The sequence below is a fragment of the Lysinibacillus sp. FSL M8-0355 genome, assembly GCF_038008985.1.
GTDB lineage: Bacteria > Bacillota > Bacilli > Bacillales_A > Planococcaceae > Lysinibacillus > Lysinibacillus fusiformis_D.
The window spans coordinates 2,134,312-2,157,551 of record NZ_JBBPAI010000001.1 but is presented as its reverse complement, the minus strand read 5'-3'; the positions used below and the strand labels follow the sequence as shown (position 1 = coordinate 2,157,551).

Annotated in this window: 18 protein-coding genes and 3 pseudogenes; 4 read left to right on the top strand and 17 right to left on the bottom strand. The window is 33.8% G+C overall.

Annotated elements, in window-relative coordinates; genetic code table 11:
- Nucleotides 1–48: 48 nt before the first annotated feature.
- The 5 genes from MKY46_RS10480 to MKY46_RS10460 all read right to left on the bottom strand — a co-directional run bounded on the left by MKY46_RS10480 (nucleotide 49) and on the right by MKY46_RS10460 (nucleotide 5,681).
- Nucleotides 49–1,107, bottom strand: a complete 1,059-nt coding sequence (locus tag MKY46_RS10480; RefSeq protein WP_340834126.1) for a Ger(x)C family spore germination protein — start codon at nucleotides 1,105–1,107, stop codon at nucleotides 49–51.
- A complete protein-coding gene (locus MKY46_RS10475; protein WP_340834124.1) occupies nucleotides 1,085–2,176 on the bottom strand; it encodes a GerAB/ArcD/ProY family transporter in 1,092 nt (363 codons plus the stop codon). Before MKY46_RS10475 ends, MKY46_RS10480 begins: the two co-directional genes overlap by 23 nt.
- Nucleotides 2,173–3,489, bottom strand: a complete 1,317-nt coding sequence (locus tag MKY46_RS10470) for a spore germination protein (protein WP_340834121.1) — start codon at nucleotides 3,487–3,489, stop codon at nucleotides 2,173–2,175. The genes MKY46_RS10475 and MKY46_RS10470 overlap by 4 nt, the downstream gene beginning before the upstream one ends.
- Nucleotides 3,490–3,799: 310 nt before the next feature.
- A complete protein-coding gene (locus MKY46_RS10465; RefSeq protein WP_340834119.1) occupies nucleotides 3,800–4,246 on the bottom strand; it encodes an HTH domain-containing protein in 447 nt (148 codons plus the stop codon).
- Between the two features lie 541 nt (nucleotides 4,247–4,787).
- Entirely contained in the window at nucleotides 4,788–5,681 is an 894-nt protein-coding gene (locus MKY46_RS10460) for a TetR/AcrR family transcriptional regulator (protein ID WP_089932218.1), read from the bottom strand.
- A 666-nt stretch (nucleotides 5,682–6,347) separates the two neighbouring features.
- On the opposite strand from MKY46_RS10460, the gene MKY46_RS10455 reads away from it, so the two are divergent.
- Together MKY46_RS10455 and MKY46_RS10450 are read left to right on the top strand one after the other, a co-directional pair.
- Nucleotides 6,348–6,746, top strand: a complete 399-nt coding sequence (locus MKY46_RS10455; RefSeq protein WP_036122512.1) for a hypothetical protein — start codon at nucleotides 6,348–6,350, stop codon at nucleotides 6,744–6,746.
- Between the two features lie 526 nt (nucleotides 6,747–7,272).
- Nucleotides 7,273–7,428, top strand: a pseudogene (locus MKY46_RS10450) (alpha/beta fold hydrolase); the annotation flags it as partial.
- A gap of 129 nt (nucleotides 7,429–7,557) precedes the next feature.
- Here MKY46_RS10450 and MKY46_RS10445 read toward each other — a convergent pair.
- Nucleotides 7,558–8,082 (bottom strand): hypothetical protein, encoded by a 525-nt coding sequence (locus tag MKY46_RS10445; RefSeq protein WP_036122515.1) that lies wholly within the window; start codon nucleotides 8,080–8,082, stop codon nucleotides 7,558–7,560.
- A gap of 1,067 nt (nucleotides 8,083–9,149) precedes the next feature.
- On the opposite strand from MKY46_RS10445, the gene MKY46_RS10440 reads away from it, so the two are divergent.
- A complete protein-coding gene (locus MKY46_RS10440; protein WP_230593818.1) occupies nucleotides 9,150–9,818 on the top strand; it encodes a hypothetical protein in 669 nt (222 codons plus the stop codon).
- Nucleotides 9,819–10,464: 646 nt separating this feature from the next.
- Nucleotides 10,465–10,914 (top strand): DinB family protein, encoded by a 450-nt coding sequence (locus tag MKY46_RS10435; RefSeq protein ID WP_036122517.1) that lies wholly within the window; start codon nucleotides 10,465–10,467, stop codon nucleotides 10,912–10,914.
- Nucleotides 10,915–11,112: 198 nt separating this feature from the next.
- On the opposite strand, the gene MKY46_RS10430 is transcribed toward MKY46_RS10435, so the two are convergent.
- The 11 genes and pseudogenes from MKY46_RS10430 to MKY46_RS10380 form a co-directional block, all read right to left on the bottom strand.
- Nucleotides 11,113–11,721 (bottom strand): YpjP family protein, encoded by a 609-nt coding sequence (locus MKY46_RS10430; RefSeq protein WP_036122522.1) that lies wholly within the window; start codon nucleotides 11,719–11,721, stop codon nucleotides 11,113–11,115.
- A 452-nt stretch (nucleotides 11,722–12,173) separates the two neighbouring features.
- Nucleotides 12,174–13,379: a staphylopine family metallophore export MFS transporter CntE gene (gene cntE, locus MKY46_RS10425; RefSeq protein WP_051891652.1), complete on the bottom strand. Its 1,206-nt coding sequence runs from the start codon at nucleotides 13,377–13,379 to the stop codon at nucleotides 12,174–12,176.
- On the bottom strand, nucleotides 13,376–14,191 hold the full coding sequence (locus tag MKY46_RS10420; RefSeq protein WP_051891653.1) for an ABC transporter ATP-binding protein: 816 nt from the start codon (nucleotides 14,189–14,191) through the stop codon (nucleotides 13,376–13,378). Before MKY46_RS10420 ends, cntE begins: the two co-directional genes overlap by 4 nt.
- Nucleotides 14,188–15,048: an ABC transporter ATP-binding protein gene (locus MKY46_RS10415; protein WP_036122525.1), complete on the bottom strand. Its 861-nt coding sequence runs from the start codon at nucleotides 15,046–15,048 to the stop codon at nucleotides 14,188–14,190. Before MKY46_RS10415 ends, MKY46_RS10420 begins: the two co-directional genes overlap by 4 nt.
- A gap of 16 nt (nucleotides 15,049–15,064) precedes the next feature.
- Nucleotides 15,065–15,871, bottom strand: a complete 807-nt coding sequence (locus tag MKY46_RS10410) for an ABC transporter permease (protein ID WP_036122528.1) — start codon at nucleotides 15,869–15,871, stop codon at nucleotides 15,065–15,067.
- Complete coding sequence (gene nikB, locus MKY46_RS10405) at nucleotides 15,871–16,809, bottom strand: nickel ABC transporter permease (RefSeq protein WP_036122530.1); 939 nt, start codon at nucleotides 16,807–16,809, stop codon at nucleotides 15,871–15,873. The genes MKY46_RS10410 and nikB overlap by 1 nt, the downstream gene beginning before the upstream one ends.
- Nucleotides 16,810–16,814: 5 nt before the next feature.
- The gene (nikA, locus tag MKY46_RS10400; RefSeq protein ID WP_036122534.1) at nucleotides 16,815–18,416 is read right to left on the bottom strand and encodes a nickel ABC transporter substrate-binding protein; all 1,602 of its coding nucleotides are present in this window, start codon (nucleotides 18,414–18,416) and stop codon (nucleotides 16,815–16,817) included.
- 634 nt (nucleotides 18,417–19,050) lie between these two features.
- A pseudogene (locus tag MKY46_RS10395) lies at nucleotides 19,051–19,194 on the bottom strand (GTP-binding protein); the annotation flags it as partial.
- A 151-nt stretch (nucleotides 19,195–19,345) separates the two neighbouring features.
- Nucleotides 19,346–19,494 (bottom strand): annotated as a pseudogene (rpmG, locus tag MKY46_RS10390) (50S ribosomal protein L33).
- 632 nt (nucleotides 19,495–20,126) lie between these two features.
- The gene (locus MKY46_RS10385) at nucleotides 20,127–21,203 is read right to left on the bottom strand and encodes an EAL domain-containing protein (protein WP_036122537.1); all 1,077 of its coding nucleotides are present in this window, start codon (nucleotides 21,201–21,203) and stop codon (nucleotides 20,127–20,129) included.
- A gap of 252 nt (nucleotides 21,204–21,455) precedes the next feature.
- Nucleotides 21,456–23,192, bottom strand: coding sequence for a methyl-accepting chemotaxis protein (locus MKY46_RS10380; RefSeq protein WP_340834113.1), 1,737 nt, complete (start codon nucleotides 23,190–23,192; stop codon nucleotides 21,456–21,458).
- Nucleotides 23,193–23,240: the final 48 nt, after the last annotated feature.

Here is a 23,240-nt window from a genome sequence, read left to right as displayed (position 1 = left end):
AAGTGTTGTGCCAGCAACATTTCTGCCCTTCCTTATGCCACAAGATAGCTATGAGTCTACACTCACATTCACCTGAAAATCCACCTTCAAGTAAGGATAAAAGCCTTCTCTCCAGTTCCTTAGTCCTTGATAGGAGAGCTGATCACGAAAGAGTTGTCCAAATCCGAAAATCTCCACCCCATTTGCTTGGGCTTGTTCAAACATATCATAAAACCGTTTTTCCATAAGCTTTGTTAGCTCTTTCGTAATTTGGTCATTTGACACATCTTTTTTTCTCTCTAAAATATCGATTTTTAATTTTAAATGACTTGCCACAACGGGTTTATTGTTCTTCAAAGAGGCTTTATTTTTAAGGGAACTGTTGACCACCATAATACTCGCTAAATCAAGGCTTTCGATTTTCCCCTTTGCATTCGCGTTTTGAAATAGCTTACTTAGCTGGCTTTCATCTGAATTAATTCTTGCCATTAATTCACCATTTTTCAACACCATAGAGCCTTCATAGACTAACACTGTATCATTTCCAGCACGAACAACTGGAACTGTAATATCTTTTGTATAAGAAAATAGACTTCGGTATACTTCCCAAATATGAATACTTGTTATCTCAGGTGCCCACCCTGCCCCTTTGTTAAAGTAATTGTAAATGGAAGTCGCATTCACCCCTAATTTATCGTTAATGTTGGAAAGGACTTTGTCGATTTTATCATCAGTTATGGTTAACAATGCTCTCGAAGGGATTTCTTCCGAATCCATTAAAAATTTTATGAGCTCCCTTAATTCCGCTTGATCGGCAGCCAAGTTGCTTTGAATGACAATTAATTCTATATGGGAGTAATCCACTGCTTCTTCAGAGTTTGTACGAACTTCCCCTAGCACCTTTAAAACCGTATCAGCTTTGCCTGTTACAATTCTTGATACTTCATTTTCCTTTTGTGTAATGGGGATTTGCAGCGTCACATGATAGTCCTCATTCTCCTTAGCAATACCTATAACCAAAGGTAGTAATCTTTTATCGATATCTTTTACATCCCAGCATCCGCCAAGAAAAGGTAATAGCAAAAACATACATATAATGAGCATGCTACAAGGATGATTTTCTTTCATCGTTCGTCACCTTTCTCTTTATCACAACGCCATAGATATATACCGTTACAGGGATCATAAGCATAAAATAAACTTGAGCCCCTCTATTTAACAAAATCAATGTATTTGTCCAAACCTGATTCGGAATAAATAATCCTGCAGTATATCCAATAAGTGAAAAGATCATAATCCACCATGCTGATTTTACGTGAAGCCTGCTGAATAATTTCTGCATAATTTGACTAATCATCCAAAGCATCACAGCATTAAAAATTAACATAAAGCCAATTGAAGAAATACCAAAGAACATCGTTTGGCGGTTAAAAGCGAGCCAACGAATATCAACCGAGTCCATCGCTACTACAAAGGGTAAGGACATGGTAACAACTGTTTCTTGTCCAAAAATAAAAAGTGGTATATAAACAAAGGCTAAGTAAACCATGATGACAGAAAACCAGGCTATAAAAATATCTCGAAATACCAATGGTTTTTTAGAAACCATGAATCCTAAAAATAAAAATGCTGAAAATCCAATGAGATAGTAAAAATGGATATCTAGTAAGAACTCAAACGATGAATTTTGTATTGGGAATCCATTATGAAAATCAAAATTTACTATAGAAGAGACAATGATAAACAGTATGAAAGGAGTAATCATAAAAAAAATAAATACGGAAGATCGCAATATTGTCCCTAAGCCTTTTGTAGCCGTATAAGCCGATATAAAATAAAGCAATAAGGCTATTGGCCAATGCGGTGTTCGTAATAAAAATAAGGAATTAATTACCTCTGTATAGGTACGGATATTAAGCGCAACAAGTACCGTTAAATTCAGGACAAATGGTAGCAGGATGATGCATGCAACCAAACGGCCCATTTTCAAATAAATATCAATAATATCTTGATTAGGAAAAAAATTCAAACCTTTAATGTAGAGTGAAATTAATATTAATTGCAATACACCCTGACACAAAATGACTAACCAATGCCCCGCATCTGTCAACGAATAGATAAGATCAGGGTAAAGCAGAAAACCAAAGCTTAAATGGATAATAAAAAAAACTATACCAATTTGAAACCTATGGGTCACTTAGTATCTCCTTCTCTTTTCAAGCGAAATGTCGTATACGGAATATGAAATGAAGTTAAACCCGCCAAATAAATGCCAGTAAGTGCTAAACCAGTAAATATACCAAGAATGCCGAAAATAGATGCTAAAATTAAAATAGGATATTTTAATAAACGAATGTATAACGAATTTTGAATACCTGCTACGACCGAGCTTGAAATAACAATGGCTGTAATGACAATTACTAATAAGGTACTGACTAATTTTGCTTCAACCATTGCTTGGCCTAATATAACGCCTCCTACCATTGAAATGGTCGGTCCAATACTTTTCGGCAGTCTTACAATCGCTTCCAATATTAAATCAATTAATACGACCATGATGATCGTTTCAAGCAAAGCAGGAACAGGAATCCCTTCTCTGCTTTTTGCCACAAATAATGCAAGATCAAATTTGAATATCTCAGGATTGACAGATACTAACGCGACATACAATGCAGGCAGAATGAGTGTCAGTATAGCGCCTACGACCCGAAGAACGCGAAGCATAAATGATAGCACATACGGGAAATTTCGATCATTCACAATACTAAACATATCTGGCAATAGATGTGGAAAAACTAGGGCGAAAGGGTAATTATCTAAAAAAAGGACAATTCTATTCTTTTTTAATGCATGAATGGCTTGTATCGGCACTTCTGTCGGGAAAAAATGGCTAACAGGACTCCCTCTCCGAACACCAAAATGCTTGTTCAAATCATCAATGGATTCAATATCCGTGTCAATTTCTTTTAACTGCTGATTGACTTTTTCAATAAGATCACTTGATGCTCTTCCATTGATATATAACATGGACAAATTACGTTTTTCTAGCTCGCCCACTTGAAAGGTACAATGAGAGAGCCTTACCGTTTTCAGCCTTTTTCGAATAAGTCCAACATTTACATGAATATCTTCAACAAATGCATCCATAGAAGCTTGAATAGGGCTTTCATTTTTCGGTTCTTCAATACTTCTTGTTAAATTGATGGAAATAGGATCAACTATCGCATTTTGGCGTCCTCCTTGAGATAAGACGATCAATTTCCCCTCCAACACAGCATTGACAATTTGTTCAATATCCATATCAAGTTGATCACTAAGGTTTGTAAAAAGCTCCCCTACTGAGGCAGATGAAGCAGCCATTTGCCGAATGTATAGATTGGACTTGGCAAAATCAATCAATGTTTTAAATCCCATAAGATAGATGGTTGTTTGATCTATTAGCTCCTCCTCCACGAAAAAATCATCATGATCTGCAAACTTAGAGCTCAGTTCCATCATCATATTCTTCATTAGAGTACCCCACGATCAATCAAATTTTCTTTTATTTTGAGAGTTAAACGATATTTTTATACAAAAACTTATTGCTACATTCAATATACAGAAAGCGCCTATTAGGTCGGAAACAACAAAAAACCACTCTTCAAGGAGTGGTTGTCATCGCGAGTAACGGTTAGGATTTCGATCTATAAATATCATCCGCTAATCCGTATACAAAGTTTGTCTGTCAATACACCATTTTGCATTTCGTCATAATGAAATGGATAATAATATCCTTCTATATCTCTTCTGGCAATTCCCGTGTAAAGGCGATGTGGGCTTATTAGTAATGTAAAACAAAATGTAGCAGAATCACATTCACACATATTTTCAATTCTGCCTCTCTATCCATTACTTGTGCTTGTCTAAAATCGTTGAGTTCCTTTTCTTCTACATGAATTATTTTTGCGATACTTGCTGTTGAAAACATGTAATCCTTAACGAGATCATTCAAGAGCAATGTTGCTCTTTCTTTTGCATCAAAACCTTGAAAACCAAAACATAACTTGGCTAATTTATGCTCTATTATTTCCTGCTGGTCAGTCGTAATATTCCCCTTACCATTTAGCAAACTTTCCAGCTCATTTATCGGTAAATCAACTATTTTGGAAAGCTGAAGATGATTGAAATTAAATTTTTCAGCTACTTCTTGTATTTGTTCTTTCAGGTAATCAAATGGGGATATATTCGTGACAAAAGATACTTCTGCCCTCTTCTTAAATTCTGGCATCGTCCTAACTCCTTTACTTTTAGTCATATCCATTATATACCACGTAAAAGTGGGGCAATGCATAAAATCAAGACGCTATTTAATCGAGAGCAACAGCGGAAGTATTAATAGAAAAATAGAGCCAGTAACTAAAATGTAAGTTATTTTTCTAGGTAGTTTTTGTTGCTTTGGGTCATCATAAAAACCTGAAAATTGTAGTTTATTACGATAGAGGACAAACAATAAAAAATATATGGCGATTCCTCCTAGCCAGCCTCCGTAAGTACCATCGACATTTATTCGTAAAGTAGTATAAATAAGCCTTACGCCTCCCCACAACAAGCATCCAAAAATGAGAAAAATCAAAACAATTCTTATTAATTCTAACAATACTTTTATTGTGGTTAACCATAATCCCCTTACTTTCATCACGACCTTTCTACATAAAGCTGTAATGTAAAATGCAAATAATATTTCCTGAATTAGTAATTGCAACGCCCTATTAATTTGGCCATGGATAGACGAAAAAGACCAACTTTATGAGAAAAAGCTGGTCTGGTCATTATGCTTTGTTTGGACTTTTCATATAAAGCCAGCAAAGATTAGCGATTTCTTCCGCTTCATATTTATAAATTGTGTCAGAAAAAGAACTACGAAATGGTTGGATAATGAGTTCTAAAACGCTTATGCGCGGCTTTTCTCTACTCATTTCATCCAAAAGCAACGTCGTTAGTTCCGTTGATTTTTGCTGAAGCTCAACCGTCGATATTTTTTTATAAAACAGTTCTAGTTTCTTTTGAATTTGATCGTTTGTGATCGGCTTGTACGCTGAATCCATTTCAAGCAAATACATATCATTTGGCTCTAATAATATTTCTCCACTCTCAATCATTTCTGGAAGAAAACTTTCTACATACTTTATCGATCTGTAGACTACCTTTTTTATATCAATTGTTGTCTTGGTTGCTAAATTCCAATAAAAGGATATATACTGGAACGTACCAAAAAATATGATTGCACACTCATAATAATAGGGCTTTCCATCCTCCCCATAAATATCATAAAATCTATTTTTTAGCCATGTGATTTCATAAAAACGGTGTTCAGCAAGAATTTTTTGCAACTCTTCATCATGCAAAAAAGAGATTTCTCGAAATAAAGGCATTAAGTTATATTTTTCTTTAATCCTTAAGGAAGCGATTAATTGTTCAACTAAAACTTCTATATCATCTATTTTCTTGCCGACTAGAATTTCCTCTTTTAAAACATTTCTTTCTAGACGATTTTGTTCGAGCACAGCTGAAAGACATTCATTTTTGGATGAAAAATAGTTATAAAATGTCCCCTTTGAAATATTGGCTTTATCTAAAATATCTTGAACCGATGTGTGCTGATACCCTTTTTCAGTAAATAATTGCAATGTTGCTTCGATGACCACTTGCTTACGATCTTTCATACATTTCTCCCATCTCAAAACACAATAACGAATATATTCCAATTATACTAGTAAAACAAAATTTCTCAAAATCTAGCATAAGCTCTAACATGAATGCTACTAGGAGACAATTTGAGAAATCAAGGCACTGACTCCAACAGTATGAGTTAAGCAAGTGGAATCATGGATGCATCTGTTGTACTCTGCAATCGCTTGCTCGTATGCCTTCATTTTATAATTTTGACCACTAAATAAGCTGCTGTAATTAACACTTGATTACTTGCATCCCTCTTGATTTCGTACATGGCTATCTTTGCATGAATATAGCTACTATTATCACCCATAAATGATCTGTAGTAGCTACCTGTTATCCTTTTAACACCATTTTGCTCTCCAGTATGTTATAATGTTATATGACTAAACCAACAAAGAGCATTAACCGATTTGAGCTGTAGCGTGTAACAACGCTACAGCTTTTTAATTTTAGACAGATTTTTTACTCATCATTGGCTCACCACCTGTAATACTAAATATTTTTAAATGCACATTCTGTTCAAAGTAGTTCACTCAATCATTTCTTTCAACTTCCTCTCTAAACAAGAATCATCAAGGACAGTGAAGAAGTAATAAACGAATAAAAAATTCATAGTATAGTAATAATGCCAAAATATAACAAGGGGTAAGGCTATGAGTATTGAATTCATCACACTAGCACCAACATTATTGCATGTGTTTAAAGCGGGAGAGTCGAATCCCAAAAAAGAAAGGCGCATTGTTTATGGGCAAGCTACATCAGACGCAAATGGTATAGCTACGTTTTATTTTACAGACAATGCATTAGCTAATGGCAATCCACTATTATCAACGATTGACTATGCCGTGGCAAGCGTATATTCTACAAATTCATCGATCAATGCAAGACCAAGAGTACAAATGAGAGAAAAGAATAGTACTGGAAAATATGTCTCTGCTAATATTACAAATATTAGTGGTGTCACAGTATTAGGAATTAGTGTATTAGGTTCAGAAAATCCAGTAAGTGGCGTTATTGTAGATTTTATGGTTTTAGGTAGTTTTGAAAGTTAGGAGAATGCGATGAGTTTGTAAGACTTCAAGCTGTAGCCTTTGCAAAAGCTATAGCTTTTTTCACGTTATACCCAATGAGGTGATATTATGGAAAATCTGTAGAGCTTGTAGTAGTAACTCTTTTGCAACTGGTTAGCTTGGTCATGAAAATTATCTTGCGATAGAAATGTTAGACCTATAAGATCTTTAATTGCTTCGGGCTCCCGACTTATTTTGTTGTTTTGCAAAAATTGTGGTGAAGTGTCTTGATTTAAAGTAGCCAAACCTGAAATTCAGCTAGCAAACCTTAAGCATTAGCAATTCCAACAGAGGCAGCTTCAACCGAATTTAAACATTAGGTATGATGCAGCATTTAAAGTAAACCTCCCTCCCCCTCCGTTTACACTAATTCTCAAACCAGATGAAGACTAAGTATACTGTTATTACAAATTAGACGCTCAAAATTCATATAGTAGTTTAATCCATTATCCATTACTGAACATTTGGAGGACTATCAAGAATTAATTTTCAAAAGATAGAAAAATTAGTGGATGGAAAAAATATGAATGTTTTGATTCAAGGACAAGGCACAGAAACAGTCGTGCTACTACCAGGTTTTGGGACAGGAACACCAGCACTTGATTTTAAGCCGCTAGTAGAAGAGTTATCGCCATTTTACAAAGTTGTAATGATTGAGCCTTTTGATTCTACTTAAAACGAATAGTTTTATACCAAAAATAACCAAATGAAGTAATGTTATGTTCGATAATAAACGATGTAGATATTCCTCAAAAAACCAGGTACACAAGTAGTCCCTGGTTTTTATTTAAAGCTAAATTGAATTTGCCATTTCAACAAGTAACTCTGGTTTGATGGAATCGGCACCTTTTTTATGAATGCCGAACATATACTGCAAATTATTTTTTTCAAAGACAAAGAACGTATATATTTGATGTTCAAAATAAACTCCTTTACTACCATCTTTGAGTGGATAACTTTCACCTTCAAAGTCCAATTTATGTTTTAAAGACCGAATATCAATTTTAAATATATTCTCTTTTATATGTTCATTTACAAAAATTAAGTTTAAAGTGGTATTCAGATTATATTCAGAATCTACATAAAATTTACCGAATTTGTGTGTAAATGAAATGGTAGAAGGAATTGTTGGTAACTTTACTTCAGTTTTGTAGTATTTTTCAAACGCATGAACAGCACTGTCAAGGGATTTATATCCTCCTTCAGAATATTTATCCACTAAAGAGGACGATTGAGTATTTGCATAAACATTAACACTAAAGGTAAAAATAAAAATGCAACTAATTATAAATAAAATATTACAAACTTTTTTAACCATTTTGCTACACCCCAATCAATAAAATAAAGCATTAATCTCTGAACTGTTTTCAATAAATCTCCCTTCGATATTTAGTATTTCAATAAAAGTATGAATTATTTAGCTGTATTACAAAATATAATTGAAAAAGGATCTAAGTTCACTAACACTTGAACTTAAATCCTTACTCTTTATATTTATTGGGAGACTGAACCTCTTCCAGTACATCTTTCCTTTATTGATGTATCACTACAATATACTTTCACCCTGTAATTACCAGAACTTGGTACAGTCCTATATTGAGTATCAGTGAAATATACTTCATCTCCTATATTATTATTAGAATCTACCAATTGAGTAATAAAGTTAAATTGACCTGTAGATTCATTATTAACTGCTAATTTTTGTCCTTTCTGAGCATAAACATACTCTGAAAAGTCAACTGCTTTAATTTTTCAAATTGGTATGTATGCTCTTTTTTCTACTTTTTTTCAGAGATGTTTACACATGTAGAAACAATCTACTTTATTTTAATAATCCTTTGACATCTATCACTCTATTAAATCTTAAATTCTAATAAAAACACTCCTTTTCTCAAAAAACTAGACTTTGACTCTTCTTGTCTACTTTTAATTTTACTATTCTAATTTACTACCTGCTTATGTAAAACAGAAACTTTATGTTACACATATTTAATAGAGGAGAATAAACTTCATAATATAAAAGAAAAACATTTGGAATTTATATGGAAAACATTCATTTTTAATGTTAAAATTTTCTATGAATGGTTTATGTGTATAAACTGTTCCCGAAATATCAGAAAAGAATGGGGGTCTTAAATGAAAAAATCAGTCCTACTTAGAGTATTGGCATTGATAGCCGTATTACTAATCCTTTTTTCAGATGGGATACAAACCTATGATTTTCTCATCCTATTGTTTGCTGTTTTCTTTATAGGTACGCCGTGGTACAAATTTTTCAAAAAGTAAATTTAAAGTTAGAAGGAGTAGTAAATGAAGTAAAAATTAATCCTTTTTGTAATGATTATACTTTTAGCATTTCAACCCCTATCTGTAAATTTAGGTGCTTTGGCTAAAGAAACAAATGAACATAATGATTGTAATAGTTGTTCACAACAAGCACCTTTGCAAATTGAAAAGAATGGTTTTCTTAATAACTTAGTAGTCGTAAATGAAGTAAAAGAGAATTTAGATATTGCAGAGAAGTTCACACATAGTGAATACAGTAGAGAAGACTTTGATTGGCAAAATACTGAATATATGGATTACGGTAAGAATAAAGATGGTTTGATGATTCCTTATAAAAAGAACAATGAAAGTTTTGATATACGATTACTGACTACTTATGATAAAACAACTGGTGAAGTCGGTGAATTTATCATAATGAGATCAACTCTAGATGTAGAGAATGATGAAATCAATGTTACTTATGCAACATTAAATAACGAAGACATGCTTGGTATGACTCTTGAAGCAAGTACAAATAAGGTAATTGATAAACAAGTTTATTTCGATGAAAATTCAGAAGTTTCCCTTTTATCAACTAATAGTGCTAAAGCAGGTTATTGGAGTGATTCATGGGAATGCTTAAAAAACTATTGGTATGATGCCCCTGAACTAACAAAACAAATATGTAGTGCTGCATGTGCGTCAGTAATATTTGGTGGAAATGTTGTAGGTGCTGTTGCTTGTGCTAGTTGTTTAGGTTCTCATGTTATGGTATGTCTAATCCACTAATAATTTAATAAATGTAAAATCCCTTCTAAGGACGTTTAAAACGTATTAGTGGGGATTTTTTTATATAGAGTTCTAAATAGTGCCAATAAAACAGAGTGCTGGTTTTTATAATAATGTTCCATTTGCTATCCTTCATCCTCAAAGTGCGACATTAAACTATTCAAATTCATTTACTCCTATTGGCAACACAATTCTCCTAGAATGCGTAACTTAATTAGAGACGTCGCTGTCTAAAGGTGTTCTACCATACGGTGGTTCTACTATAGAGAAACTCCACCAGAGACATCTCCATCATCTTTGCACCATTCTTTAATTAGTTTTGACTCATTTGCACCTTCTAATTCTCCCAACCTTTTAACAGCTTTGCAATAAGCAAAGAAAGTATCATAATCATTGAATTCATTCGATTTATGTTTAAAGTTTTTCAGTCGTATTTAAAATCACCTACTGATTTCTCAGTCAATCTTTCGTCCAATTATTTACACCTCACTATGTCACATTTTCTTTCGATTGATCATTCCAAATATTTAATTCTCCAGCCATATACTTCTTGAACTATGAAATAAAGTATTTTTATAATTTCTAAAAACCCTTCTTATCAATTCATTTATAATAAACATATTAATAAGTGAAAGGATGTATTTATTTGCTGCTTCCATATCGTAATGATCTTAGAAAAATTTTGATACCTTACCTAAACAATCTTGATGAGGAATTTTGGTTTAAGAAACCAGATTTCTATCCAAATAATCTAGCTTGGATAATTTCTCATATATCAAGTAGCGAAGACTATTGGGTGAATGAAATTGGACTTAAAAAAAGTTGTATTTTAAATCTTAACGATGCTTGTTCACCTAAAGATATATTATATAGCTATATTCAAATTAGAGACTATACTGATGACATATTACATACATTAGAAGATTCGCAACTCAATAAATTAGTCGAAATTCTTAAATTTTCAGATGGATGGATGCCACCTTCAGTACCTACACTAAATTGGCTGTTTAATCATGTGTATACGCATGAAGCATATCATGTTGGACAAATCTCGCTTATCGCCCGCATTAATGGATTTCAAAAGCCATTATTTTAACGATGAAATCATCACTTTAGATTCATTTAAATCTAAGGAAATCAAAAAATGATGATTTTAGGGTACATATATTTCATTACCTCCCCCCACTCTGTATATCTCTAAAAGACTATGACAAAAACATTTACTACAAACGTTGATATATCAATGTTTCCAAATAAAAAAACACTCGCATTGTAAACGAGTGTTTCACATCTTTTATGACAACCACTTCGGTGGTGTGTTTTTTTCCCAATAGATATCGCCAAGGTTGTGGTGTACCATGAATTCGTCCTCGGCACTGTGATAGTGGAAGTTATAGTAGTAGCCTTCCTGTGGTCTTTTTTCTGTACGCACATGGAAACGGATTACATCTGCTCCGGTTTCATTGTTAATGACATTGAAAATTTTTTCACCATAATGACCACTTGGCTTTTCAGAGATTGTTAATGATGCAGCGCTTTGATCGCCAAGATTAGCCACTGTCATCGCAATTGCTTCCTCCATTTTTGGGAAGATGATGCTGTCGAATTCATTGCTAATTTTCGGACCGACTTTTGTGCCAAATTTTATGTACGATTGCTCTCTTGCTGCATCTAGGAGTAAGGCATTATAATCGATCTCTTCTTCTTGAATTTGTATCTGTTCGTCTTGATAATCATCATGCTCAGCAGCAACAGCAGTGCTTGTCCTCGGTTCAGGGCCGATGGATGCACGGTTCGAAGGATTGTGATCAAATGCTTCCCAAATTTCATGTGTAGGCGTTATTAAACCAAATGTTAAAAACGCAACCATGATAACTATACTTTTTTTAACCCACGTTTTCATTTTTTGTCACCTACTCTTTATGTACAAATTGGTAATTCTCCTATTATTATATACGTTCTCGCCATTAAAAGGTTTCATATTTCTATAATTCATTGTACAATATTTATGAATAATGTGTCGGTTTTTTAAAGGAGGTACAAATCATGAGCATCGTAATGGGTATTGGTCTTTTATTAATGTTAGGTTACTTATCATCTTTATGCTTCACGGACTAATTTTTTTATTTTGTAATATGTACCCTACAAAGCCCTAAAAGCCTGTTATATGCAGTCTTTTGGGGTTTTTCATTTTTCTTTACTAGGTATGGCCCTTAAATAGCACCCATCTGATCATTCATTCTTTCAACCATCCTAAAAAATATCAGTTCCTAATCAATCTTAAATTAAATATAATGATGTTGAAGCGAAGTCACGCTAAAAATGAAGGTATTTTGGACATTCTCATTGACTTCTTTACTTGGACCTTTGAAGGGCATCACAATGTTCTAAGTTAGTATATTCTCCACTAGCAGTTAAATTATATATAATTGCCAATAAACCAATTACTGAACATGCAGAAAACATCATTGGATATGAACCAAATTGTACGATAATACCCATTACCATCCCACCTAAAGAAAAACCTAAGTCATACGATGCTAAAAATAACCCTAATAATACATGTTTATGTGACTCCGGAATTGCAAAAGAAATGTATGTGGTTAATGTAGGATATAACATCGCTGCTGCTATTCCATTAAATAAAACACTAATATAGACAAACGATCCGATAAGAGGAAGTGCCGCTAGCATCGTTGTCCCAATAATAGAGCTACTCAATATAAGGGTTATGAAACCTGGATGCCACTTTCCATCAGATGGAATATATTTTCTAAAAATAAATCTACTCCCTACAACAACTAGAGCCTGCAGAAATAAATAAAGCCCAACATTCCCTGTATTTGTAGTTAAAAAGTACAGAGGTAAAAATGTCGAGATTGCCCCAAATATACTTGCACCTATAAGCATTACCCCCGAAGAAACGATTAACCCTTTATGCGCACGAGCTAATTTCATTCCTTTTCTCATATCCTCCAAGGTGAACGATACATTTTCTTTTTTTACTTTCGGTAATGGTGATCTAATGAAAAACATAAGAGGTGCAAAAGCTAAGCAGGTAATAAAAATTAATAGCCAAGATACATCTCCTTGAACCCAGATAACCATTGCTAATGCTGGTCCATATAACCCTGGCATGACACTTGATAAAGAATACATTGCCATACCTTGTCCTCTATCTTCATCTCGTAAAGTCTCCGTGATACCCATTTGCATCGACATGGAGAAAAATGCCGTCACGATTCCTTGCAAAATGCGCACAACATAAAGACTTTCAACACCAAGCGATACATACAAAAGGAGTGCTGCTACATGCCCTAGTAATAAATATTTCATTACTGTATGGACACTGTATTTTGATACCATTTGACCAGCCCATGGACGTAACACCATACAAACAAACATATAGATTCCCATCATCAGACCGATTTCTGCCTCTTTCATTCCGTGATTAGCTGCCTGCAAAGGGAATATGACAGTTAATACAGAATTAGCCGTAAAATAAAAAATTGCCAAGCCGTAGTTTTGTAGCATGCTAAAAGATAATGGACTTACTTTCATAATTCCAACTCCTCTTTTAGGTCCAATTGGTGGTGAATAGAATCGATTTTAAGTTGTGAATCCAATAATACTTTTGTGGCCACATGTTTTGCATTCTCTAACTCATCTATCAGTAGTTGTTCCACAATTCTTCCTTTATGCATAATCGCGATTTCATCTGCCAAAAGTCGAGCTACATGTATGTCATGGGTGATAAAAAAGTAAGTTAGTTTTAACTCGTGCTGTAATCGTTTGAGTAGTTTTAAAATACTAATTTGCACCAAGACATCCAAACTATTTACTGATTCATCTAAAACAATCAATCGAGGTTGTGTGGAAATCGCACGTGCAATTGTAATTCGCTGTAATTGTCCGCCACTGAATTGCTGAGGATATTTCATCATATCCTCTTCTGACAGACCAACCATTTTTAGTAACTTTCCTACACGATCCTCTATTTGATTTATATCTAGCTTTTCATATACTAGTATTGGTTCCACAATAATGTCTCTGATTTTAAGCTTAGGATTTACTGCACTATGACAATCTTGAAATACCACTTGTAACGATTGTTGCAATCGTTTTCGTTCATTTATAGTTGTTTTATGTACATTTATCCCATTAAATAAAATCACACCATCATCTGGCTTTTCAATTCCAAGTATCATTTTACCAAGCGTACTTTTTCCAGAACCGCTTTGTCCTAGCAACGTAAAGCAACTGCCTTCTTTTATATTAAGCGACACATTTTCTACTGCCTTTACCATCGAATTTTTCTTCCTAAAAAATCGTGATTGACTATAGCTTTTAGATACTTGCTGTACTTGGATCATCTGTTTGTCCCCTCCATTCTCACCCAGTGGTTCTGATCATATAAGACAAGCTCTCCTGATACTGAACCTTCATACTTATCAGCAAGCTCTTCTAACTTACTATGCTCATCTCGTGCTGCAACAAGCGTTTGAGTGTAAGGATGAATCGGGTGCAATAAAATATGGGAAGTGGGACCTTGCTCAACTACAATCCCTCTTCTCATTACAACTATTTCTTCTGCTAAATTTGCAATAACACCTAAATCGTGCGATACAATCAACATCGACATTGCCGTTTTCTCATGAAGTTTTTTTAATTCCTTTAATATTTCAAGTTGTGTCATAGTATCTAGTGCTGTGGTAGGTTCATCAGCAAGTAATAGCTTTGGCTCAAGGCTTGCTGCAATGGCAATCATGATACGCTGAAGCATTCCTCCGCTTAGTTCATTTGGATATTTGTTTAAGATCTCTACATTACCTAATTGAAAAAGTGCGAGCTGCTCCTTTGCTTTCTCAATTGCTTCCTTTTTAGACATTTTTGTATGTGCTTGAAGCGTTTCAATGAAATGTCCACCAATCGACACAATTGGATTAAACATGGACATTGGATTTTGCATAATGAGCCCAATTTCCTTTCCTCGCACCTCACGCATTTTTCTCTCCTCTATCGAAAGCAAACTCTTTCCATCAAATTCAATACTTCCCTTTGCAGATCGCTCTTTACGGTAAAGATTTAAAATCGTCGAACATAATACAGATTTTCCGCTACCACTCTCCCCAATAATTCCAACAACCTTGCCTTTCGGAACTGATAAGCTCACTTGATTTAGCACCTGTTTATCATGGATAAATACAGTTAAATTTCTAATCTCTAACATATTATTTCACCTCTTCTCACACTGATTTTGGATTAAGTAAATCTCTTAACGAATCACCAAATGCATTAAAAGTCAATACAGTTATTGAAAGCATTACACCTGGAATGATCATTAACTCAGGTTTTATCATTAAGTATGTTTTACTCTCACTAATCATCATGCCCCATTCAGCTGTTGGAGGCGTTATCCCAAGTCCTAAAAAAGACAACTCTGAAATCATTAATATCGTTGAACCTAAACCGATTAGCTTTAGTAAAAGCATTTGCGGAAATACAAACGGTACGATATGACGCCACATAATTTTCAAAGTCGGGACACCGCAAATTTTGGCATAAACCACATAATTCGTTTCTTTTAAACTCACAACCATATTCCGTATAACTCGTGCAAAGCCGACCCAAATTACAATGACAATTGCAATTACTAGATTTCCCATCCCTGCTCCAAGTGCACCAACAATAATAAGCGCAAAAATAAAATTTGGAATTGCGAGCAAAATATCGCATAGACGCATTAAGACTAAATCAATCCAACCTCCAACATAGCCTGCAGTTATACCAACGACCATACTAATTAGTAGCGTGACTAGTAGTACAATGAGTGCAACAAATAACGACACTCTCGCACCTTCGATTAACCTTGATAAAACGCAACGTCCTAAATGATCTGTCCCAAGAGGATATTGTATTGAAAAACCTTGTAGCTTCATGGCCATATTCGGTAAATGAGGATCATTTGGCATAAGCAATGGCCCAAATATCGCAACAAAAAATAGGATGCTTACAAGAAACGTACTACAGTAAAATGCCCATTTTTTTCTCATCACAATTCCTCCTTTAATCGAATTCTCGGATCAATAAACGCACATATTATATCCGCTAAAAAATTAATGATAATGTAGAAGAAACCAATAATCATAATGAAACCTTGCATTACGTTATAATCTCTCGCTGTTATTGCAGTAACAATATAACGGCCCATGCCGGGTATAGAAAAAATAATTTCAACTATTGCAGCCCCACCAATAAGTACCCCTAATGTCATCGCAAGTGAAGTTATAAATGGTGTCAATGTAGCTTTAAAAATATGCTTACGAATAATGGCTGACTCACTTATACCTCTAGCACGTGCAAACGTTATAAAAGGCTTATCCATTTGCTCAATCATATTTGTACGAATCATACGAATGTAAAATGGTACATTGGCCAAAGCTAAAGTTAATGCTGGTAAAATGATTGCATCTAAATTTCCCCATCCCATAAGTGGAAGAAGATTAAGCTTAAAAGCTACAACATAAATCAGAACGAAACCTAGCCAAAAACTAGGCATCGAGGCAATGAAAAATATAGTCATTCTTGTTAGATTATCAAAAGCAGAGCCCTTTTTTACTGCACTAAAAATTCCAAGAGGAATAGAAATAACTAATATTAATAGAAAAGCTACGAGCGCCAACTGAGTTGTAACACCAAAATAGGACAATAATTCCTCACTAACTGCGTTTCCATTCATATATGAAGTTCCAAAGTCTAATTTTAATACTCCACCAAGCCATGTTACATATTGTGTGAGCAAGGGCTTATCCAACCCTTGCTCCTCTCTTGCTTGCTCTAGTATTTCATCTGTTACTGGAATATGGTTTGCCATATAATATGACTCTATCGGATCACCAGGCATAATACGCATGAGTGAAAATGCAATTAACGTTAAACCAATCATTGCTATAGTCATACTAAAAAAGCGGTTTAAAAAGTACTTTGCCATTATTATCACTTCATCTCATATAAATTTATTGGTACCTCAAATTGTTGAGGAGAGAATTTGATTTTTTTGAATACATCATTTGCCACAAGATAATTTTGCTTATATGAAATTGGCATAAAGATAGCCTCTTGCTGAATTGTTTGAATTATACTTTCATATAATGAAGCCCGCTCAGTTACATCTGTAGATCTAATAACACGTGTAATTTCCTCTATAAGTTTGTCACTCGAATCTGTTCCCATAATGGAATAGTTACCAATTTGTTGCTCTCCTGTCATAGTACGTATATACATATGAGGATCATAAGGTGCGCCCCAAGTATCATTCATTACTATGTTGTATTCACCTGCTTTTGTTCGCGCATAATACACTTGATTATCCTCGGCTACCAATTTCACATCCGCACCAACTTCTTTCCAAGCTCCTTGTAAATACTCGTATATTGCTTTATGAATTTGGTCGCTTGAATTGTAAGCCATTAGTAATTCAAGCTTTTCACCATTCTTTGAACGAATCCCAGTTTTTCCATCAACTATCCAGCCAGCTTTATCTAGAATTTTTTTAGATTTTTCTACATCAAAATTATATTCTTCAATTTCAATATCACTATATGGGAATCCTGGTGAAAATAAAGAGTGTGCCTCTTGCTCCATACCACTTAAAATATGATCAATAATAGTTTGTCGATCTAGTGCATGTTGAAGCGCCAATCGTACCTCTTTATATTTAGTTACACCAAAAGTGGTATTAAGAGATAATATACGAGTTGATAGAGGGTCTGAAACTTCAGTCAAATACTCGTCATTCTGTCTCAATGTGGTAAACTCAATTGGAGTAAGTTGGGAACTTCCGAAAATTAAATCAATTTCACCATTTTCTAAAGCCATCATACGCATCTGTGAATCAGCAATATATTTCACTTCTACTTTTTCAATCGAGGGTTTTTCTCCCCAATAATTTTCATTTCTCGTAAATACAGCATGATTTTCATCTGCTTCATTTAAAATCCATGGCCCTGTACCAATTGGTTTCTTGATTCCATCTGCTGTATTGCCACTGTCTGGAAATCCAGCGTCACCTAACATACGTAATGGACGAATTAAAGCCAACTCCTGTAAAAACGGATAATATGATTCTTTTAATGAGACCTTTATTGTTAACTCATCAATTACTTCAACTTCATCAATAACTGTTACTACCTCTAACCAACTATGCGCTAAACTATTTCCGATAACTGTCTCAAAATTACGTTTAACGTTATCTGCTGTTAACATAGAACCATCAGAATATACTACTCCTTCTCGCAAATGAAATGTATATTCCTTACCATCCTCAGAAATATCCCAATTCTCAGCTAATCCTGGAGATATTGTCCCATCATTTCCATAAGCAACTAATGGATCATATAGCAGCGCCTGTGCAAACATTTCGTTTGGTGAATATAAATGAGGGTTCGCCTCTCCTATATCTGACGGCCAAGACATTTTCAATGTATTTTTATTAACACTACTTTCTTCACCAGCATTGGGTGCTGTATCATCGCTACAAGCTACTAAAAAAAGTAAAACAAATAATGGGATAAATAAAAAATATTTTCTCTTTAACATGTTTAGTCTCCTTAAATTCATAGTTATTCCATTTAATTGATGCTAAAATCAATCCACACAAAAAGAAGTAATTTCTAATCTGATTTCTTTTTATAAATAATGTTATTTATTCCTCCCTCCTTCAAATTCACAAAAAGTAATGATTACGCTTTGAACAGGTCGCTCCACCATTATAAATAGTAATGATTACTATTATCAATATTTTTTTATTTATTTTCATTCTACTCCAAACACCCAAAGTCTTTATGTTTCTGTATTTCATTTATTAATCTTCCAAAAAACAAACAAATAGGCCCATTAGACATTTCAATTAGTATCTTCTATTCATGATTTGACTGCCTCTTTTCAATAAGTATTACCTTTAGGCCAAATTCCTTCATAACATTTCTCGCAATACTACTGGGAACTTTATTTTATTTCTATTTCATAATCTTTTTATGTACCTCTCTTAGACTGTTATTTCACTATTAAGCTAAATGTAAATATAGAAAAATTACTCTATTTTAAAATGGGTATTTTACAATGGGAAGCAGTTCATAGTCTTAATAACAGAGGATTCTACATGGATCTCACACGATTCCAAAGCTTAATGATATGAGGGATATAAAAGTAAGATGAATGCTATCTAAAAGTAATCGGCATCAATGTTAATTTCACTCATATCATTTACAATGACTGCCATTTTTAAATCTTTTGTATTCGATAACAAATTATTAAGTATTGTTGTTTTACCAGCCCCTAAATAACCACTTAATGATGTAACTGTGATTTTATCCATGTTAAAACTAATAAATAGTAATCATTACGATTTGAAACATATTTTAGTTAATCATATTTCTAATCATATTGCAAGTATTTTTTAAAATTAAAAACACTTTTAGAAGACTCGAAAATTACTGACGAATCTTTCTAAAAGCGTTTTTACTTTATTATTTAGTTTCTCGGCGAAACGTACACGTTTTAATCGGGGAGAATACTTTTTTAATTCTAATCGTTCTGGGTTATTTCGTTTATTTTTAGTCGTAATACAATTTTTATCTCCTGTTTCTGTACATGCTAAAGTAATATTGACTCTCATTTCTAACACTTCATAATTAGTAATGATTACGCTTTGAGTGGCAGTTCATTATAATTACTTCGTCAAGGGATCTAATTTCATATTTCATAAAATTTATCAATTCTTATTGGAATTGATAGATGTTTCTTATTAATTTTAGATCAGTCACTTATTTGAATGATAAGCTAACAATCCATATAGATTTTGATAAATCCCTTAAAATAACCTCATAAATAAAAAGGTTATTTTATTAACTTACGCTTTTCTCATCATAAATACACAAAAATATTAGAATTGTTTACGTTATTTGAGAAAGGAGTTTTCTTATTTCAGAAAAGCGCCCTAGTTGTTTTATCGCCTCCTCTTTCGTTAATGTCTCTGCTTCTGCTTAGTTAAAAATGACTTGTACCTTCTCTTTTGAAATCTCATTAGCGTTAGCTGGTTACTCACTTGATCTACCACAAATTCACTACTTCCAATAATTTGAGTTGGGGACTTTGCTGCAAATGCAGAAAATATAGTATCAAAAGTAGTAGCAACCAATCTCATGTTCTTTTTATAATATTTCATTTCCTTTTAAGGTGTATTTTGTCTTACAAGTTAATCCTATATGTGCAGTTACACTGGAGTTCCCTTTTTGCTTCATTGTCTATCTAGTAAGCATTCATAAATAGCATCAATTCATTTATAGTGAGGGGTTTAGATACGTAATAGCCCTGTATTGAATCATATTCGGCCTCTGATAAGGAATTAAGCTGCTCAACGCTTTCTACTCCTTCTATAATCACTTTTAAATCTAGTGTTTTGATAAATTTTGTAAGCAATGCAACTACCTTTTTATTTGAGTTGCCCTCAATAAACAATCTATCTAATTTCACGCCATCTAGAGGAAACAGCGAAATATATTGAAAATTGGAATAGCCAGAACCAAAATCATCAATTAATAAAATATGACCACGTTCACGAATAATTTTTAAATTTTCTCTCGCCTCGATTCCCATTAGGGTTTCCTCCGTTAATTCAAAAGCAATTCGTTTATTGTTCGTAAAATTAATGTCATCCAAATGCTCCATTAGCCAAGTGATATCATTGATTAATGAAGCGGTTAAATTAATCGAGACATAAACTATTTCATTATATCTTTTCAACAAATCAACAGCTTTATTAATAATATTCTTAGTTAACTTTATCAAACTCTCATTATCTAACATCGGAATAAAAACACCTGGTGATATGGAACCTAGTTCTTCGCATTTCCACCTGCTTAGTGCTTCAAAGGATAATTGCCCATCATTGTGCAATATGGGTTGGAAAACGATTTCAAACTCTTTCGATAGTAAACATTCCTGTGAAATGGGTGCTTTTACAGCATAACTATCCTTATTTTGCGAATAGACTTGTCTAACGTAATTTAACGCTGGAAGTCTTCTATCTTGTACATATAGATATTGTGTCCTTACATAATCAATATGTGATAAATCATTAATAATGGAAAGAGCCTGCGACTGAACATTACAGACTACTATATATTCCTTATCAAATACTCTGTAACATTCAACCTCTGTTTGATAGATTGCTAATTCTCTCTTAACCTCATCTATGCAATTAAAAGTATCTACATTATGCCAACTTATGATTGTAATATATACTAATGCGAAAGATTTTTTATTTTCAATACTCGTCAATACAAACTTACGATTTGATTCAAATTTTGTTATCCCAGTCTCCATCCTAATTCCTCCAATTGGGTAGTTTCAACCTCCAATTATTATCAAAAAATTACTATACATATAATATATTTTATAAAGTGAATCTGTAGTTAGCGTGTATTGAATGTGAAGTTTATGTGGAGTACTAACAATTGGTTAAAAATGGATAATTTAGCTCTTTTACTTGCACAAAAAAGAGCTAACAAATCACCACTTCAAGAAATTTGCTAGCTCACTATATTTAGTTTAAATGGCTGCCTTTACCATCGTTATTTATTCATCTGTTTTAAAATTTGATACTAAATTTTGAAGCTCCTGTGACATCTCTGCTAAAGAACGGGATGCAAATGTCATCTCAATCATCGTAGCAGATTGTTCTTCCGCTGCCGCTACGACTTGTTGTGTATAGCTTGATGACTGATTGCTAACATCTTTTACTTTCCATATTTCATTTACAAGAATGTCTGTATTCGCACTAATATCTTGAATTTCAGTAGAGACAGATGCTAGTTTATTGTTAATCATGTCTACATCAAATGCGATTTCTTCAAATGTTTTCCCCGCATTCGCAACATGATCTATCCCCTTTTCCACTACCATTTTTCCTTCATTAACAGTTTGTACTGTATTTTGTGTATTCATTTGAATATCACCTATTAAAGCAGAAATGTTGTTAGCTGCATTGCCTGATTCCTCTGCTAATTTCCTCACTTCATCTGCAACAACAGCAAATCCTTTCCCTTGTTCTCCTGCTCGTGCTGCTTCAATTGCTGCGTTTAAAGCTAGTAAATTGGTTTGAGCTGCAATGCTAGTAATGACATTAATAATCTCACCAATCTCTTGTGATTTACTTTCAAGCAATTGCATTGCTTCAGTCGTCACGATGTTCTGTCTATTAATTTGATTCATTTGTTCCACTGTCTGTGTAATGACTTCATTACCATAAAGAGAAACCTTAGAAGTTTCAATGGATAGATCGCTTAATTCTTTAATATTTTTCGTAATTTCTGTGATGCTTGATGATATCTGTAAAACTGAATGATTTGCTTCCTCCATACCAGCCAGTTGCTTTTCTTGCCCTGTAGAAATTTCTTGAATAGCCTTAGTAATTTCATCTGAAGCCATGCTTGTTTGTTCACTACTCGCAGTGAGTTGTTCAGATGTAGCTGCCACATGTTCGGCTGAACTTGAAACGGATTCAATCATACCTCTTAAATTTGTAGTCATCGTATTAATTCCTGTCGCTAAATGACCTAACTCATCTTTATTTTGAACTTTTAGATGCTTAAAGGTTAAATCTTGATTAGCAATCTTTTGAACACTATCAGTGACCATCTGAACTGGAATTGCTAAATGTCTTGAAAATAAAAATATAACGATTAAACCTATAACAACACTACTAGCAAGTGTAACCATAATCGTATGTTGAATTAACTGAACGCCATGATTAAATGATGCCATGAAGCTACTAGCACTTACCACCCAACCCCAGTTCGGATCTAAAGCGCTATAGGCTATTTTGTCTTCTTCTGTATCAGGTTGGTTCGGTAATGCTCTAGCGTAATATGTAAAACCCCCACCCTTTTCTGCTGCTTTTATCATATCTTGTATCATATAAATTCCGTTACTATCAACGCTCTCCCAAGCATTTTTCCCTTCTGAGAAAGGATGGGCTATTCTTTGACCATCTAATCCGTAAATAGCAAAATAGCCGTCCTCGCCTAAATCAACATGAGTAGTTATTTCACGAGTACCATCACTATGTAAATCCCCAATTAAATGTTGTTTTACTTTTTCTTGAGCATCCTCTAACGATATTTCTCCCGTTTGAACGGCATAATTCATTGAATCAATTAACTGAAGTGCCATTTCAACATTATTTTTCAGCATTTTTTCTCCCATATCATCCAAGTGCTCTTTAGCAGAATAATAACTGCTTACGCCGATAATTAAGCTTGGAATGAATAAGAGGCTTAATGTAATCACAATTAACTTTGCCCTGATCTTCATTATCTATCTATCTCCCATCTTCATGTTTAACTTAATGAATCAAGATTC

Bases quoted from the DNA above. Each gene is read 5' to 3' on its own strand.
- MKY46_RS10470 (WP_340834121.1), bottom strand. From the start codon at position 3,489: ATGAAGAATATGATGATGGAACTGAGCTCTAAGTTTGCAGATCATGAT.
- MKY46_RS10430 (WP_036122522.1), bottom strand. From the start codon at position 11,721: ATGAAAACGTGGGTTAAAAAAAGTATAGTTATCATGGTTGCGTTTTTA.
- nikA (WP_036122534.1), bottom strand. From the start codon at position 18,416: ATGTTAAAGAGAAAATATTTTTTATTTATCCCATTATTTGTTTTACTT.
- MKY46_RS10480 (WP_340834126.1), bottom strand. From the start codon at position 1,107: ATGAAAGAAAATCATCCTTGTAGCATGCTCATTATATGTATGTTTTTG.
- nikB (WP_036122530.1), bottom strand. From the start codon at position 16,809: ATGGCAAAGTACTTTTTAAACCGCTTTTTTAGTATGACTATAGCAATG.
- MKY46_RS10415 (WP_036122525.1), bottom strand. From the start codon at position 15,048: ATGTTAGAGATTAGAAATTTAACTGTATTTATCCATGATAAACAGGTG.
- cntE (WP_051891652.1), bottom strand. From the start codon at position 13,379: ATGAAAGTAAGTCCATTATCTTTTAGCATGCTACAAAACTACGGCTTG.
- MKY46_RS10385 (WP_036122537.1), bottom strand. From the start codon at position 21,203: ATGGAGACTGGGATAACAAAATTTGAATCAAATCGTAAGTTTGTATTG.
- MKY46_RS10455 (WP_036122512.1), top strand. From the start codon at position 6,348: ATGAGTATTGAATTCATCACACTAGCACCAACATTATTGCATGTGTTT.
- MKY46_RS10420 (WP_051891653.1), bottom strand. From the start codon at position 14,191: ATGATCCAAGTACAGCAAGTATCTAAAAGCTATAGTCAATCACGATTT.
- MKY46_RS10410 (WP_036122528.1), bottom strand. From the start codon at position 15,871: ATGAGAAAAAAATGGGCATTTTACTGTAGTACGTTTCTTGTAAGCATC.
- MKY46_RS10460 (WP_089932218.1), bottom strand. From the start codon at position 5,681: ATGAAAGATCGTAAGCAAGTGGTCATCGAAGCAACATTGCAATTATTT.
- MKY46_RS10465 (WP_340834119.1), bottom strand. From the start codon at position 4,246: ATGCCAGAATTTAAGAAGAGGGCAGAAGTATCTTTTGTCACGAATATA.
- MKY46_RS10380 (WP_340834113.1), bottom strand. From the start codon at position 23,192: ATGAAGATCAGGGCAAAGTTAATTGTGATTACATTAAGCCTCTTATTC.
- MKY46_RS10445 (WP_036122515.1), bottom strand. From the start codon at position 8,082: ATGGTTAAAAAAGTTTGTAATATTTTATTTATAATTAGTTGCATTTTT.